The 14,560-nt window shown below is 41.8% G+C and carries 17 protein-coding genes; 5 read left to right on the forward strand and 12 right to left on the reverse strand.

The genetic code is table 11. From position 1 onward, the window contains the following. Positions 1–12: 12 nt before the first annotated feature. The 5 genes from GYX91_RS05805 to GYX91_RS05825 all read left to right on the forward strand — a co-directional run bounded on the left by GYX91_RS05805 (position 13) and on the right by GYX91_RS05825 (position 3,509). Positions 13–807 (forward strand): thymidylate synthase, encoded by a 795-nt coding sequence (locus tag GYX91_RS05805; protein ID WP_174830181.1) that lies wholly within the window; start codon positions 13–15, stop codon positions 805–807. After that, complete coding sequence (locus GYX91_RS05810; protein WP_172396979.1) at positions 804–1,313, forward strand: dihydrofolate reductase; 510 nt, start codon at positions 804–806, stop codon at positions 1,311–1,313. Before GYX91_RS05805 ends, GYX91_RS05810 begins: the two co-directional genes overlap by 4 nt. A gap of 290 nt (positions 1,314–1,603) precedes the next feature. After that, the gene (tpx, locus tag GYX91_RS05815; RefSeq protein ID WP_037395044.1) at positions 1,604–2,101 is read left to right on the forward strand and encodes a thiol peroxidase; all 498 of its coding nucleotides are present in this window, start codon (positions 1,604–1,606) and stop codon (positions 2,099–2,101) included. Positions 2,102–2,230: 129 nt separating this feature from the next. Beyond that, positions 2,231–2,908, forward strand: a complete 678-nt coding sequence (locus GYX91_RS05820; protein WP_174830182.1) for an epoxyqueuosine reductase QueH — start codon at positions 2,231–2,233, stop codon at positions 2,906–2,908. A gap of 268 nt (positions 2,909–3,176) precedes the next feature. After that, positions 3,177–3,509: a multidrug efflux SMR transporter gene (locus GYX91_RS05825; protein WP_174830183.1), complete on the forward strand. Its 333-nt coding sequence runs from the start codon at positions 3,177–3,179 to the stop codon at positions 3,507–3,509. A 50-nt stretch (positions 3,510–3,559) separates the two neighbouring features. Here GYX91_RS05825 and hfq read toward each other — a convergent pair whose 3' ends face one another. The 12 genes from hfq to GYX91_RS05885 form a co-directional block, all read right to left on the reverse strand. Then, positions 3,560–3,808, reverse strand: coding sequence for an RNA chaperone Hfq (gene hfq, locus GYX91_RS05830; protein WP_025330801.1), 249 nt, complete (start codon positions 3,806–3,808; stop codon positions 3,560–3,562). A gap of 85 nt (positions 3,809–3,893) precedes the next feature. Further along, positions 3,894–5,345, reverse strand: a complete 1,452-nt coding sequence (gene der / locus GYX91_RS05835; protein WP_084547720.1) for a ribosome biogenesis GTPase Der — start codon at positions 5,343–5,345, stop codon at positions 3,894–3,896. 135 nt (positions 5,346–5,480) lie between these two features. Continuing rightward, the gene (locus tag GYX91_RS05840; RefSeq protein ID WP_041879496.1) at positions 5,481–6,107 is read right to left on the reverse strand and encodes a tetratricopeptide repeat protein; all 627 of its coding nucleotides are present in this window, start codon (positions 6,105–6,107) and stop codon (positions 5,481–5,483) included. Beyond that, on the reverse strand, positions 6,107–7,399 hold the full coding sequence (hisS, locus tag GYX91_RS05845) for a histidine--tRNA ligase (RefSeq protein WP_041879492.1): 1,293 nt from the start codon (positions 7,397–7,399) through the stop codon (positions 6,107–6,109). The genes GYX91_RS05840 and hisS overlap by 1 nt, the downstream gene beginning before the upstream one ends. A gap of 66 nt (positions 7,400–7,465) precedes the next feature. Next, on the reverse strand, positions 7,466–8,734 hold the full coding sequence (gene ispG / locus GYX91_RS05850) for a flavodoxin-dependent (E)-4-hydroxy-3-methylbut-2-enyl-diphosphate synthase (protein WP_078474907.1): 1,269 nt from the start codon (positions 8,732–8,734) through the stop codon (positions 7,466–7,468). 1 nt (position 8,735) lies between these two features. Beyond that, positions 8,736–9,626, reverse strand: a complete 891-nt coding sequence (locus GYX91_RS05855) for a RodZ domain-containing protein (RefSeq protein ID WP_174830184.1) — start codon at positions 9,624–9,626, stop codon at positions 8,736–8,738. Next, positions 9,626–10,390 (reverse strand): type IV pilus biogenesis/stability protein PilW, encoded by a 765-nt coding sequence (gene pilW / locus GYX91_RS05860; RefSeq protein ID WP_041879487.1) that lies wholly within the window; start codon positions 10,388–10,390, stop codon positions 9,626–9,628. The genes GYX91_RS05855 and pilW overlap by 1 nt, the downstream gene beginning before the upstream one ends. Before the next feature lie 4 nt (positions 10,391–10,394). Continuing rightward, the gene (rlmN, locus tag GYX91_RS05865) at positions 10,395–11,477 is read right to left on the reverse strand and encodes a 23S rRNA (adenine(2503)-C(2))-methyltransferase RlmN (protein ID WP_174830185.1); all 1,083 of its coding nucleotides are present in this window, start codon (positions 11,475–11,477) and stop codon (positions 10,395–10,397) included. A gap of 99 nt (positions 11,478–11,576) precedes the next feature. Next, a complete protein-coding gene (locus GYX91_RS05870) occupies positions 11,577–12,338 on the reverse strand; it encodes a hypothetical protein (protein WP_100125499.1) in 762 nt (253 codons plus the stop codon). A gap of 78 nt (positions 12,339–12,416) precedes the next feature. Further along, positions 12,417–12,842, reverse strand: coding sequence for a nucleoside-diphosphate kinase (gene ndk, locus GYX91_RS05875; protein WP_084585077.1), 426 nt, complete (start codon positions 12,840–12,842; stop codon positions 12,417–12,419). Between the two features lie 88 nt (positions 12,843–12,930). Then, the gene (zapE, locus tag GYX91_RS05880) at positions 12,931–14,091 is read right to left on the reverse strand and encodes a cell division protein ZapE (RefSeq protein WP_041879476.1); all 1,161 of its coding nucleotides are present in this window, start codon (positions 14,089–14,091) and stop codon (positions 12,931–12,933) included. 147 nt (positions 14,092–14,238) lie between these two features. After that, positions 14,239–14,556, reverse strand: a complete 318-nt coding sequence (locus GYX91_RS05885; RefSeq protein ID WP_037395076.1) for an integration host factor subunit beta — start codon at positions 14,554–14,556, stop codon at positions 14,239–14,241. Positions 14,557–14,560: the final 4 nt, after the last annotated feature.

Below are 14,560 nucleotides of genomic sequence, written 5' to 3' on the forward strand. Positions count from 1 at the left end.
GGATAAATCCGCATGCAACAGTATCTTGACTTAATGCAACATGTTTTAGACCGTGGCACAGATAAAGCAGACCGTACTGGCACGGGTACGCGCTCGGTTTTTGGCTATCAGATGCGTTTTAATCTGGCTGATGGCTTTCCTGTGCTGACTACTAAAAAGCTGCATTTACGTTCAATTATTTATGAGTTACTCTGGTTTCTGCGCGGCGATACTAATATCGGCTATTTGCATGAACATAATGTTTCTATTTGGGATGAATGGGCAGATGCTGATGGTAATCTGGGGCCGGTATACGGTTATCAGTGGCGTAGCTGGCCGGCACCGGATGGCCGCCATATCGACCAGATCAGTAATCTGCTGCAACAGATTAAACACAATCCCGACAGCCGCCGCCTGATTGTTTCTGCATGGAATCCGGCACTGGTAGATGAGATGGCTTTACCGCCCTGCCATGCTCTGTTTCAGTTTTATGTGGTTGAAGGCAAGCTTTCCTGTCAGCTTTATCAGCGCAGTGCTGATATTTTTCTGGGTGTGCCTTTTAATATTGCCAGCTATGCTCTGCTTACGATGATGATTGCTCAGGTATGTGATTTAGAGCCGGGGGAATTTATTCATACGCTGGGTGATGCTCATTTATATAGTAATCATTTTGAACAGGCTAAACTGCAGTTAAGCCGCACACCGAAAAAACTGCCGCAAATGCATCTGAATCCTGATGTAAAAGATCTGTTTTCTTTTCAGTTTGAAAATTTTACGCTTACTGATTATCATCCGGATGCTCACATTAAAGCACCAGTAGCTGTATGAATACTCTGAATAAAATTACGCTGATTGCCGCTCTTTCGGATAATAACTGTATTGGCGAAAATAATCGTATTCCCTGGCATGTACCCGAAGATTTTGAATTTTTTAAAAGTTACACTATGGGCAAGCCGGTTGTTATGGGACGTAAAACGTGGGAGTCGCTGCCCAGAAAACCGCTTCCGGGCCGCGCCAATTATGTTATCAGCCGGCAGGATGCGCAGACATTCAGCGGAGCAATTTTGTGTCACAGTGTTGAAGATGCGCTCAGACAATTAGCAGGTTGCTCTGAAATTATTATTATGGGCGGGGCACAAATTTATACTCAGGCGATGCCTCTGGCTACCGATTTGCGGTTAACCAGAATTCATGTTGATGTTGCCGGAGATACTTTTTTTCCGGCAATTGATACGGATATCTGGCAGCAAACTGAAAGCAGCAGTCATGTAAGCAGTAAAAATAATATTGCTTATGATTTACAGCATTATGTACGCCGGTCTGGTGTTGAGTAAGTTTTATTGCGCAAGCCAGTTTGTATTCATTCCGATTGCTCTGAAATCAGAGACTGCAATGCAGACTGGCTGATTGATGATGCTGTAAATTTTCTTAGTTGTATTTTCTAAGATTTACGTTTTTGCTGAATTGTCAGAAAAATGTTGGTTTTCTGCGTTTATGCAGGCGCTATATTTGTCTGCTATTTACTGCATATAATCAGCATAGATAATCTTTGACAGTTCCCTGCCAATCCCCCACAATAAGTCTGCACATTGTTAATCAAATTAAACATCAGAAGGATGCAGTCATGAGTACAGTAACTCTGCAAGGTACCGCTGTTGAAGTCAGTGGTCAGTTTCCAAAAACAGGCAGTACAGCACCAGCTTTTACGCTGACTGATGCCGGTTTAAATGAATTATCGCTTACCGATTTTGCCGGTAAACGTAAAGTACTGAATATTTTCCCTAGTGTAGATACAGGTGTTTGTGCTGCATCTGTACGCCATTTTAATGCAGCTGCGGCCAATCTTTCTAATACTGTTGTGTTGTGTATTTCTGCCGATTTGCCATTTGCGCAGGCTCGCTTTTGTGGTGCAGAAGGACTGGATCAGGTAAAAACTCTGTCAACATTCCGTCATCCTGAATTTAAGGAAAACTACGGGGTTAAACTGAGCAGCGGTGCTTTAGCCGGCTTATGTGCCCGTGCGGTTATTGTGCTGGATGAAAATAATCAGGTTTTATACAGTCAGTTAGTGGCTGAAATTACGACAGAGCCGGATTATGAGCAGGCATTAGCCGCTCTTTAAAATGGCTTTTTCATACAAGCGTTCAGATATCTGAACGCTTTTTTTCTTTCGGGCTATGTCGTTGCGCTGGCAGCTTTGTTAAAATCTACTGATAAAGATATTTAACTAGAATAACAGGAAATCACATCAATGAACCCACAAAAACTGACTACCGATATACAACGCCCGAAATTAACTCCTCCCAACGGGGAAAATAAAGTATTGCTTCATTCTTGCTGTGCGCCCTGCTCTGGTGAGGTTATGGAAGCAATGCTGGCCTCAGGTATTGATTATACGATTTACTTCTATAATCCTAATATTCACCCAAAAAAAGAATATGAAATCCGCAAGAATGAAAACAAGGCATTTGCGGAAAAATTCAATATTCCTTTTATTGATGCTGATTATGATATGGACAACTGGTTTGAACGCGCTAAAGGAATGGAGTTTGAACCGGAACGCGGCATTCGCTGCACTATGTGTTTTGATATGCGCTTTGAACGCACAGCATTGTACGCGTATGAAAATGGTTTTTCGGTTATTACCAGTTCATTAGGAATTTCCCGCTGGAAAAATATGCAGCAAATAAACGATTGCGGCAAACTTGCAGCAGAAAAATATCCTAATCTTGTTTACTGGGATTATAACTGGCGTAAAGGCGGCGGCAGCCAGCGTATGATTGAGATTAGTAAGCGTGAGCAGTTTTATCAGCAGGAATACTGTGGCTGTGCTTATTCTTTACGTGACAGCAATGCCTGGCGGCGTGAGCATGGCAGAGAAAGCATTAAAATTGGTACGAAATTTTATGGTACTGAAGAAAAGGCTTAAGTATTTTTGCTAATCATTGGTTGTATTTTGAGTCACTTCATCAGTATTACTCTCTAAAAGCGGATTCAGACTTGAATCCGTTTTTATATGGGAAAGTGGAAAGTGTTCAGGTTAAATTTTTCAGGAATGGCTTTATTTTCATTCAAGCTGATATTGAAATTTTTTGGTTGAACATTATGTAAAACTCGATAAATTTGTACTCAGTTTATACCAACCATACGTAATATAGCTGCACAAGGAAACTAATGCAGTAACGAGAAGGATAAACATGAATCAATGGATTTTTCTTTCCATCGCTATACTGGCTGAGATATTTGCAACCAGTATGCTTAAGCTGAGTAATGGTTTTACCCGGCTGATGCCCAGTATTTGTTCTGTTCTGGGCTATATTATTTCGTTTTATTCGCTTGCACAAACTCTGAAAACTATGCCTGTAGGCATTGCTTATGCAGTGTGGTCCGGAGTGGGCATTGTTTGTGTGTCAATCATAGCCTGGATCAAATTCGGACAAAAGCTGGATATGCCGGCAATTATTGGCATCGGTCTGATACTGGTGGGTGTTATTGTGATTAATCTGTTTTCCAAATCGATGACTTATTAGCAAAAAAACCGTGGAAATCCACGGCTTTTTGCTAATGCAGTATGACTGTATTATTCTGCTGATGCAGGTTTCGGTTCATGCTGCAAGCTTACTGCACGTGCAGGCACAATTGTGGAAATCGCATGTTTGTATACCATTTGTGTTACTGAAGTATTACGTAAAAGTACAACATACTGGTCAAATGATTCCACCTGACCCTGTAGTTTAATACCGTTTACCAGATAAATTGAAACTGGCACATACTCTTTTCGCAGTGCATTCAAGAAAGGATCTTGTAACATTTGTCCTTTGGCGCTCATTTGGCTACTCCTGTTTTTTTGATTATGTTATCGCTTAGCTGCACCTGCGTACAGCGATTTAGAAAGCAGTGTCAATGCTATCACATTAATGGGCATTTGTTTTCTTTGAACTGACTTTATTTTTACGCTTTACCTGCTTTTTCGATTGTTTTATCTGTTCACGCTTGGCAATCCGGTTACTTAGTTTGACACGACGCAATGGCTGCGCTGGTTTGCTGTCATTTTCCTGATATGGATTCTCGCTTACATTATATTGAATACGTAAAGGTGTACCCTGTAAATGAAATGCTTTGCGAAATGTTTGTGTCAGATATCGGGTATAAGCATCACTGATATGCTGTAAGGCATTACCATGTATGACTATAACTGGCGGATTCATGCCGCCCTGATGGGCATAACGCATTTTAGGGCGAATTAAGCCGGCGCGCGGAGGTTGCTGTCGTTCCAGCGCACTTTGTAATACGCGGGTAATTTTCGGGGTAGGCAGTTTAATCATTGCAGCATCATAGGCTGCCTGAATTGAACTGAAGAGCCCGTCAATTCCTTTTTCTTTCAATGCCGAAATATAATGAAATTTAGCAAAATCAAGAAAATACAGTTTACGTGCTATATCACGCTTAACCTGTTGCTTGCGCTCTTCGGTTATTCCGTCCCATTTATTTACTGCAACAACTAAAGCACGACCAGCTTCCAAAGCAAAGCCGGCAATAGTTGCATCCTGATCGGCTATATCCTGTTGTGCATCGAGTACCAGTACAGCTACGTTAGCCGCTTCGATAGCCTGCATTGCTTTAATAACGGAAAACTTCTCAATAGCGTCATCTACTTTGCCACGACGACGTACTCCGGCAGTATCGATAATGGTAAAAGGTTTGTCGTTACGCTCGAAATCTATGTGAATTGAGTCACGTGTGGTACCGGCCATGTCAAAAGCAATAACCCGCTCCTCACCCAAGATTGCGTTAACCAAAGTTGATTTGCCGACATTCGGCCGACCAATAACTGCAAAAACCGGATGATGACTGTTTACCGGTTCCTCTTCTTCGGGAAAGTCTTCCAGTACAGTTTCTATCAGTCCGTACACGCCGTCGCCATGCGCTCCTGAGATAACGACAGGCTCTCCCAGACTTAATTCATAAAACTCTGCTGCCAGAATCGGTCTGTTAGCGCCCTCACCTTTATTCACTGCCAGATATACAGGCCGGGAACTCTGGCGCAAATGGTTGGCGATAATCTGATCCTGTGGTGTCAGACCAGTACGTCCGTCTACCAGAAAGATAACTGCATCCGCCTCATCTACGGCTTGCAGAGTATGGCGAGCCATTTCATATAAGATACCGCTATCTACTACCGGCTCAAAACCACCGGTATCAACAACCAGATAAGGTTTACTTCCCACTCTGCCATGCCCGTAATGCCGGTCGCGGGTTAGGCCGGGTAAATCGGCAACCAGTGCATCACGTGTACGGGTCAGGCGGTTAAATAATGTTGATTTGCCTACATTCGGGCGACCAACCAGAACAATCGTTGGTTTCATATTCATTCTTTCAGATAATTTCTATTGCTTTAAAACAGCAATAGCCTGCCAGCGGCAAGCTTTTCAGTACAACTGATAAACCTGAAATTCCTACCGGTTTTTCCGGCCGGAATTTCAGGTTTTATTAAGCATTGATTAACTCAAACTGCTTATTTTCATTTGGATGACTTCGCGTTGTACTGAATCTTTTGATAATAAATTCAAAGCTTGCTGGTAGGCAGCAACGGCTTCGGTATTTTTCTTTTGCGCCTGTAAAACATCACCTTTGGTTTCAAGCAGAACCGGCTTTAATTCATTGGTTACTTTTACATCCAGCGCCTGTAAAGCTTCATTGTATTTACCTTGCTGTAAATATACAGTAGCCAGCCGCTGCGCAACGATTGTTTGCAATAAATCATCATGCTGTCTGGCTTTAACCCATTGCAAATGGCGGATGGCTTCATCATATTTACCATCATCAAATGCTGAACCGGCCATCATCAGTGTAGCCTGAGTTGCATTCATGGTATCAGGATATTTTTCCTGTAATTGTACAAGTGCCTTTTTACTCTCAGTCAAATTATTGGCACTAGCCTGAGAAATAAATGTATCAAATACTTCTGCTGCTTTTTCATTATTACTGCGTAAATGGCTTTGATACAGCACATAACCCAGATATGCCAATGACAATATAACCAGTATAGCAAAAATCCAGCGTCCCCAGCGTTGCCAGAAATATTTGAAATTTGCAACTTCCTGTTCATCCTGAATATGTACAACCATTATGCATTCTTCCATTGTTGGATTAACTGTAAAGCTGCTTCGGCAGCAACAGTCTGTTGTTCATGAGTACTCAAATTCTTAAGCGTTAGTGTATTGTTTAATTGCTCTTCCTGAGCAACAATTACTGCTATTGCAGCACCACTGGCATCAGCTTTTTTCAATTGGGCTTTCAGACTCTGATCACCACAGTATAAATAAACATTCAAACCTGCTGCCCGTAATAATGCGGCATGCTGCATGGCAATCAAACTGCTTCCTTCTCCCTGATGTATGATATATACGTCAGGCGCATTGTTAATATGCAGTTTGCCAAATTCCTGTACAAGCAGTAATAGACGTTCAATACCCAATGCAAAGCCAATAGCCGGCGCTGGTTTACCGCCAAGCTCTTCAATCAGCCCGTTGTAACGACCACCACCGCATACAGTTGCCTGTGCGCCAAGTTTAGTTGTCGTCCATTCAAATACGGTCAGATTATAGTAGTCCAGACCACGAACCAGACGCGGATTTTCTACATATGTGATACCCAGCCCGTCCAGCATATTTTTTAAAGTATTATAGTGTGCAAGTGATTCTGCGCCCAGATAATCTATAAGACGTGGCGCAGCATTCGCCATTGCCTGTAAATCGGGATTTTTGGTATCCAGCACACGTAACGGATTAGTATGCATACGACGCCGGCTATCCTCATCCAGAATGGCTTCATGCTGTTGTAAATAAGCAATTAGTGCAGTACGGTGAGCAGTACGTTCCTGCTGATTACCCAGAGTATTTAATTCAAGTGTAAGGTATTCCCGAATACCCAGCCGTTCCCAGAGATTAGCAGTCATGGCAATCAGCTCGGCATCTGCATCAGGGCCGTTAAATCCTAATGCCTCAACACCAACCTGATGGAACTGACGATACCGCCCTTTTTGTGGGCGCTCCCGTCGGAACATCGGTCCCATATACCATAATTTTTGCGGACTATTATAAAGTAAGTTGTGCTCAACAACTGCACGCAGACAAGAGGCTGTACCTTCCGGCCGCAGGCTCAGGCTCAGCTTGTCGTTGGAATCGGCAAATGTATACATTTCTTTGCCCACAACGTCGGTTTCTTCTCCGATTGAACGTACAAACAAACCAGTTTGCTCAACAACCGGTGTCCGAATCTGGTTGTAACCAAAACTGCGTGTCCATGCGACCACTACGTCTTCAAACGCCTGCCAGAGTGCAGATGTCAGTTTAAAATCTTTCTGCTCTACTGGCAGTAAATCATTCATGCCCTTAACGGCCTGGATTTTCTGACCCATATTAATTAATTTGTTTATCCCTGTTAAACTATATTAGCTGCTGACAGCTATAACAGTATATTTATCTTATAAAGCCGTAATCGGAATCACTTTCGCTGTTTCCCGCTTTTTACCCTGCTCACCATAATTGGTCTGAATATATTCTTCTACCAAGGCCAGAAACTCTTCAGCCATATGCTCGCCTTTTAAGGTAGTTTTGCGCTCGCCATCCACATATACAGGAGCAACAGGTGTTTCACCCGTACCAGGCAAAGATATGCCAATGTCAGCGAGTTTACTTTCACCAGGCCCGTTAACAACACAACCCATAACCGCTACATTCAGATTTTCCACGCCCGGGTATTGCAGCCGCCATACTGGCATTTTTTCACGCAAATACTGCTGAATATCCCGCGCCAGTTCCTGAAACACGGTACTGGTTGTACGTCCGCATCCGGGACATGCTGTTACCAGCGGCGTAAAAGAACGCAATCCCATGGTTTGCAGGATTTCCTGAGCAACCACTACTTCCTGCGTCCGTGCACTTCCCGGCTCAGGAGTAAGCGATACTCTAATGGTATCACCTATACCCTGTTGCAATAAAATAGCCAAAGCCGCAGTAGACGCTACGATACCTTTACTACCCATTCCTGCTTCGGTTAAACCAAGATGCAGTGGATACATACAACGGGAAGCAAGATTATGATAAACCTCTATTAAATCCTGTACATTAGATACTTTACAAGACAATATAATCCGGTCAGCCGGTAAACCAAGACTTTCTGCCTTTTGCGCAGATTCCAGTGCAGAAACAATCAATGCTTCTTTCATAACTGTTTCTGCAGGCTGAGGAGTTGCTAAAGCCAGATTATTGTCCATCATGCGCTTTGCAAGAGCCTGATCCAGCGAACCCCAGTTTACTCCGATGCGAACAGCTTTATCGTGCTCTGCTGCTGTATGAATCATGAAAGCAAATTTTTCATCGCCCTTCACACCTTTACCCACATTACCCGGGTTAATCCGGTATTTTGAAAGTGCTGTCGCACAATCCGGATAATCTTTAAGCAGGCGATCGCCATTAAAATGAAAATCGCCAACTAAGGGGACATTACAGCCCATGTCATTCAGACGCTGGCGAATTTCAGATACTCTGGCCGCCGCCTGAGGTGAGTTAACTGTAATTCGAACCAGTTCAGAACCGGCATCTGCCAGTGCTTTTACCTGAATGGCTGTTTGTTCAGCATCAGCAGTATCAGTGTTAGTCATAGACTGTACTCTGACGGGTGCTTCAGATCCGATAACTACATGATCAATTTTTACTTGATAGGTTTTCCTTCGTACTCCAGCCAAGGTCATTTCAATTTCCACCTACCGTCATTGCTGCGGTTCTTTTCTTGTTTTGTTCAATAGCGATATCTTTGCCGGCAAACCGGATACTGGCACCAGGGGTATAACCAAGTATTACTTTATATGGAGCAGCTCCGCTAAACTGATGTGTACTACCGGGATCTACTACCTGACTAATAAGCAGCTTGCCATTTTTATCACTTACCTGTAACCAGCCTCTGTTTTCAAGTTTTATTACCAATGTATCTGAAGTTGATACAGCAGGCTGAGACACCTGTGTATCTGTAGTATTGCTTGTACTAGCAGACTGACTGGCGGCAGTAACTTCGGTAACAGTCTGGGAACCGGTGTGTTCATTGTCCGTCATTGGTACAACACGAATATTACTGGCAGCGATATCACTAATAGAAGCTGTTTGCACAGATACTTCCTGACCCGCCGTAGCAGTTTGTCTGGCATTTTCAGATGTAGATTTAGTCTGCCATGCATATACCACTGCACTGATTAAAATTACTACCAATACAACAATCAGCCAGCGTGGAAAATGACGACGCTGCGGCTTACCTTTAAAATCAAGATCCGCAGAAACGACTTTATTATTGTCTGAAGTTGACAAATGACTGGCAGCAGGAAAAATCTGCTGAAAATATTGCTTCAGTTCTTTTTCATCTACTTCGAGCAAACGGGCATATGAGCTTAAAAAGCCTTTGATGAATACAGCTTCTGGCAAACCTTTATAGCTACCGCTTTCCATTGCCTCAATTTGCCGTGCCGGCAGTTTTAAACGTTCGGCAACTTCACCTACAGACAGTCCTTTCTGTTTTCGTGCCTGTGAAAGTAATGTTCCCAGAGTAACTGCTGCATTTGGGCCGGACTCGGGATTTTTGGTTTGCTCATTCATCAGAATTTTCCTGTAGAAACCTGCTCTAACTCAGCAGAATAAGGGAAATTATTACGCAGTTGTGCTTCATATTCGTAAGCGGCCTGCATATTACCCAAAGATCTTGCAATTCTCCACCCCAATAATAAATCATCGGCAGATAAGTTATTTATCTGACTCTGATACTGCTTAAACAGATAATTGGCATCCGAAGCATTACCTGCCAGCAAATTATTACGAGCCATTTCTTTCTTTGCAGCAATAAAATTCGGATTAGCTGCCAAAGATCGTTCAAAATAGCTGTTAGCCAGCTGATACTGCCCCATTCGGCTACTGCAAATACCTTTATTGAACTGGGCAATTTCCGGTGTAGGATAAGTTGGATCAGCCAAAGCTTTATCAAAATAAGCTAATGATGCATTCGGCTTTTTCAAAACATCACACACAAACCAGCCATAGTTATTATTTACTTCTGCACTATCTGATGCTAATGACAAAGCACGCTGAAAACTCTCTTCTGCTTTTGCCGGTTCTTTTAAATACTGCCATATCTGAGCGCGTATCAACCATGCATCAAGTGAACTACTATTATTTTTTATCGCTTCATCAATTGCTTCAACAGCCTGACGGTAATTTTGATTTTTCAAATACTCTACCGCCAGCTGAGTTTTAATCTGTGCTACCTCTCTGGCTCGCTGTGCCGCTGTCGGTTTTTTGTTCATAGTCTGAGTAGCACAGGCTGATAATACCAGTGCACATAATAGAGTTAACCCCAATTTTTTCATCGAATCATCCCTGTACAAGTTGCCACTTTTGTTGTCGCTGCGTTTTATCTTTTACTTTTCCCGCAAGCTGACCACATGCTGCATCAATATCATCACCACGGGTTTTTCTGACTGTTACTACAAAATCTGCTTCCTGCAAAATTTCACGAAATACACGGATACGTTCATTTGTTGAACGTTCAAACCCCGAATTGGCAAACGGATTAAACGGTATCAGATTAAATTTACACGGCACATCTTTAACCAGAGCGATTAATTCACGCGCATGTTCGGGAGCATCATTAATGCCTTTCAGCATAATATACTCAAAGGTAATAAAATCACGCGGTGCTTTTACCAGATAACGCTGACATGCAGCCATTAACTGGTTAAGCGGATATTTCTTATTCAATGGAATGAGTTTATCACGCACCTGATCGTTAGAAGCATGCAGTGAAATAGCCAATGCTACAGGCATAACTTCTTTCAGGCGATCCATCTGGGGTACCATACCAGAGGTCGATACAGTTACACGACGACGTGATAAACCATAGCCATGGTCATCCAGCATGATACTTAATGCTGTCACCACATTATCAAAATTGGCTAATGGCTCGCCCATTCCCATCATAACCACATTGGAAATTACTCTTTCATCCTTAGGCGTAACACCAAGGGCTTTGTTAGCCCACCATAACTGCCCGATAATCTCTGCTGTGGTCAGATTGCGGTTAAAACCCTGTCTGCCGGTAGAGCAAAACATGCATTCCAATGCACAGCCTATTTGCGAAGAAATACATAACGTACCTCTGGTATCTTCCGGTATAAAAACCGTTTCCACACCATTACCAGTACCAACATCAAGCAACCATTTGCATGTACCATCAGCTGACTTTTGCTCAATCAGTAAATCCGGTACTTTCACTTCAGCATTATCCAGTAATTTATGACGCAAAGATTTAGCCAGATCAGTCATATCTGTAAAATCGGCTATCCCGCCTAAGTGCATCCAGCGCATCACTTGTCTGGCACGAAAAGGCTTCTCTCCCATCTGAGCAAAATGGGCAGTTAAACCGGGTAAGTCAAAATTTAGCAAATTGGTTTTCATCAGGGTAATACATTAAGTAAGCAATAAATAGTAATAACTGGTTTTCAGTTATTCTATTATGCTGATAATACAACTTTATTCAACAATCTATACAATTCTTTAATTTTTACCAGACAGATAATGCCATATTTTTTTCAGTGGTGTTTCCGTTTTCTTTTTCTGAACAATGACATTAAATAAACGACGATAGTGGTTTGGAGGACAAGTCAAAACTTCAGTAGCATGCCATCCGTCGGAAGTATTTTTAAATAAAAAACTGCTGTTATCGCGGATATCAAAACCTTCCACCGTTTCAAAATCACTGATATCAGGATTCGTTTTATCTGTTTTTTTACCGCCAAGAGCTAAAATGGAACCGCCCCACTCAATTTCCCAGTCGGCTGAAGTATTGAAATAAAAAATGTGTGTACCGATTTTATCAAGACTATCACAGTGAGGTGAAACTTCAGAACCAGTTTCACCTACATGCCATGCGTAACGAATAGTATATTCATTAAGATTCAAATAACGATTTAAAAACTCCAGATAAGGCTCCGATGTTTGTACCTCACGTACAAATTCCTGCCATACATTCGGCAACTGCTCAATTTTGGTTACACCAAGTCCGGCCTGATCATTTTTATGATAGATAGATTTTTCAAATGCCAGATAGTATCGATTATGAGGCCGCTGCCCGCTTTTTCCGCGCGGTCTGTTCACATGCTTTTCAAATAGATCCAGACTGGGAAAATTGTTATACAATTCATTAAATGCTTCGGGTAATAATATTTCTTTAAACAAATGATTTGGAAATGGTTTGGTTTCATTAAATTTCTGAACCGGAAGCGATTTCAAAACAGATAAATTAAAAAAATCAGACATTTTATTTCTCCTACTTGTATTTATACAAATTAGTCCACCTGTACAGGTGGACTAAGTTCAGTAAATTTATTTACAGTATTAACGAGCGCATAGCTCATCGGCTGCAAAAAAATATGCAATTTCAATAGCTGCATTTTCAAGGCTGTCTGAGCCATGAACAGCATTGGCATCAATTGAATCAGCGAAATCAGCACGAATTGTGCCTGCAGCGGCTTCTTTAGGGTTAGTTGCACCCATTAATTCTCGATTCTTGGCGACTGCATTTTCACCTTCCAGCACCTGAATCATCACTGGTCCGCTAATCATAAAATTTACCAGATCTGCAAAAAACGGACGTTCCTTATGAACAGCATAAAAACCTTCAGCCTCAGCTTGAGACAAATGTTTCATTTTAGCAGCAATAATTTTCAGCCCGTTATTTTCAAAACGGCTGTAAATCTGTCCGATAACGTTTTTAGCAACTGCATCAGGTTTAACAATAGATAATGTGCGCTCGATAGTCATATTTGTTTCCATAAATATTGAATATACTAATTTTTTGCCGCAAAATTGCTTCAAAAAACATATCTTGTCATTTTAACAAAATTCAGTCTTATTTAATATCTTTTCCTATACTTGCATTTTCACTATCAAGTGTTAAATGAGGTAAAGTTAAATATTCTTCTGAACGCATTTCTGTAAGACGGCTGGCTGTACGAGTAAACTCGTTGGCGAAATCGCCGTCTGTATAGATATCGTCTATAGCGACCTCGCAACTGGCACATAGCTTAATACGATAATCATATAAAACATCAATTAACCAGGTAAGCCGCCGTGCTTCAGCCATCTGACCAGATCCCATTTTGGGTATGTCTGACAAAATTAATACGCGAAATTTTTTTGCCAGTTCCAGATAATCATTTTGTGAGCGCGGACCACAGCATAATGTATTGAAGTCGAACCAGATTGTTGTATCAGAAATTGCTTTGTACGGTAATTTACGCCCAAGTATTTCAATTTCTCCGCCAGTAATTTCCTGTTCACCATTAATTTTGTGAAATAACTCTGTTAATTTTTGTTCACTACTTGCATCTGCTGGTATATAGAATATATCTGCGGGCTTTAATGTACGCATTCGATAATCTTCACCGCCATCTACATTTAAAATAGTCAGCTCTTTTTCAATTAGTGCAATAGTAGGCAAAAAGCTGGAACGATTCTGACCTTGCGGATAGAGCTCAGACGGAGCATAATTGGACGTAGCCACCATAACCACACCCTGCTCAAATAAGCCCTCAAGTAATCTTCCCAGAATCATGGCATCAGCAATATCACTGACATGAAATTCATCAAAACACAACACTCTTACTTCACGAGCAATATCCTGTGCGACTGCACTTAATGGATTAGTCTGACTATGATGATCTTTTAATCGTTCCTGTACTTCTGCCATAAAAGCATGGAAATGTACCCTGCGTTTGCGCCGATATGGTAAACATCCAAAAAAAACATCCATTAAAAAACTTTTGCCACGCCCGACTCCGCCATACATATACAAACCTTTCGGTGCACGCGGCGAACGCAGACTGCGCCCGAGAAAGCGGTTTCGTTTACGTTTGAACATCATCAACTCTGTCCAGAGTCTGTCCAGTTGTTTAATTGCACGTAACTGAGCTGCATCATGTATAAATCCGGGTTGCTGTTCTGCAGCCTGATACCAAGTAAGAGGACTTTGATTATTAAATTCGGGAGCAACAAAGACTGATGTGGTCATATAATTGATTTCTTCTGGATGTCAGAATTGTATTTAGCAAAAGTTAAAAGACGTAACCTTAGCATACCTACTTAACATCCGACCACCATAAAATAAAAATACGCCGCAGAAACTGCGGCGTTAACGTCTATCTAAAATAAAACAGAATTATTTATCTTTAGATACGAGAGCTTTGTCAACACGTTCACGTAATTCCTTACCAGGTTTGAAGTGCGGTACATATTTTTCCGGTACTGACACCTTTTCACCTGTTTTAGGATTACGTCCAACACGAGCTGGACGGTGATTTAAATCAAAGCTACCAAATCCACGAATTTCAATTCGCTGACCTTTAGCTAAAGCTCGAGTCATCGTATCAACAAGAATCTTAATACTTTGCTCAACGTCCTTAGCATTTAATACAGTACTATCATTATTAGCAGTATATAATTCCGCCAGGCGAATCATTAATTCCGACTTCGTCATAACC

This window comes from Snodgrassella sp. ESL0304 (assembly GCF_013344995.1).
Lineage (GTDB): Bacteria > Pseudomonadota > Gammaproteobacteria > Burkholderiales > Neisseriaceae > Snodgrassella > Snodgrassella alvi.

Excerpts from the sequence above, each read along its gene's own strand:
- GYX91_RS05840 (WP_041879496.1), bottom strand. The coding sequence starts at position 6,107 with ATGGTTGTACATATTCAGGATGAACAGGAAGTTGCAAATTTCAAATAT.
- tpx (WP_037395044.1), top strand. The coding sequence starts at position 1,604 with ATGAGTACAGTAACTCTGCAAGGTACCGCTGTTGAAGTCAGTGGTCAG.
- GYX91_RS05885 (WP_037395076.1), bottom strand. The coding sequence starts at position 14,556 with ATGACGAAGTCGGAATTAATGATTCGCCTGGCGGAATTATATACTGCT.
- hisS (WP_041879492.1), bottom strand. The coding sequence starts at position 7,399 with ATGGGTCAGAAAATCCAGGCCGTTAAGGGCATGAATGATTTACTGCCA.
- pilW (WP_041879487.1), bottom strand. The coding sequence starts at position 10,390 with ATGAAAAAATTGGGGTTAACTCTATTATGTGCACTGGTATTATCAGCC.
- hfq (WP_025330801.1), bottom strand. The coding sequence starts at position 3,808 with ATGAGCGCCAAAGGACAAATGTTACAAGATCCTTTCTTGAATGCACTG.
- GYX91_RS05805 (WP_174830181.1), top strand. The coding sequence starts at position 13 with ATGCAACAGTATCTTGACTTAATGCAACATGTTTTAGACCGTGGCACA.
- GYX91_RS05855 (WP_174830184.1), bottom strand. The coding sequence starts at position 9,626 with ATGAATGAGCAAACCAAAAATCCCGAGTCCGGCCCAAATGCAGCAGTT.
- der (WP_084547720.1), bottom strand. The coding sequence starts at position 5,345 with ATGAAACCAACGATTGTTCTGGTTGGTCGCCCGAATGTAGGCAAATCA.
- ndk (WP_084585077.1), bottom strand. The coding sequence starts at position 12,842 with ATGACTATCGAGCGCACATTATCTATTGTTAAACCTGATGCAGTTGCT.
- GYX91_RS05825 (WP_174830183.1), top strand. The coding sequence starts at position 3,177 with ATGAATCAATGGATTTTTCTTTCCATCGCTATACTGGCTGAGATATTT.
- rlmN (WP_174830185.1), bottom strand. The coding sequence starts at position 11,477 with ATGAAAACCAATTTGCTAAATTTTGACTTACCCGGTTTAACTGCCCAT.
- ispG (WP_078474907.1), bottom strand. The coding sequence starts at position 8,734 with ATGACCTTGGCTGGAGTACGAAGGAAAACCTATCAAGTAAAAATTGAT.
- GYX91_RS05870 (WP_100125499.1), bottom strand. The coding sequence starts at position 12,338 with ATGTCTGATTTTTTTAATTTATCTGTTTTGAAATCGCTTCCGGTTCAG.
- GYX91_RS05810 (WP_172396979.1), top strand. The coding sequence starts at position 804 with ATGAATACTCTGAATAAAATTACGCTGATTGCCGCTCTTTCGGATAAT.
- GYX91_RS05820 (WP_174830182.1), top strand. The coding sequence starts at position 2,231 with ATGAACCCACAAAAACTGACTACCGATATACAACGCCCGAAATTAACT.
- zapE (WP_041879476.1), bottom strand. The coding sequence starts at position 14,091 with ATGACCACATCAGTCTTTGTTGCTCCCGAATTTAATAATCAAAGTCCT.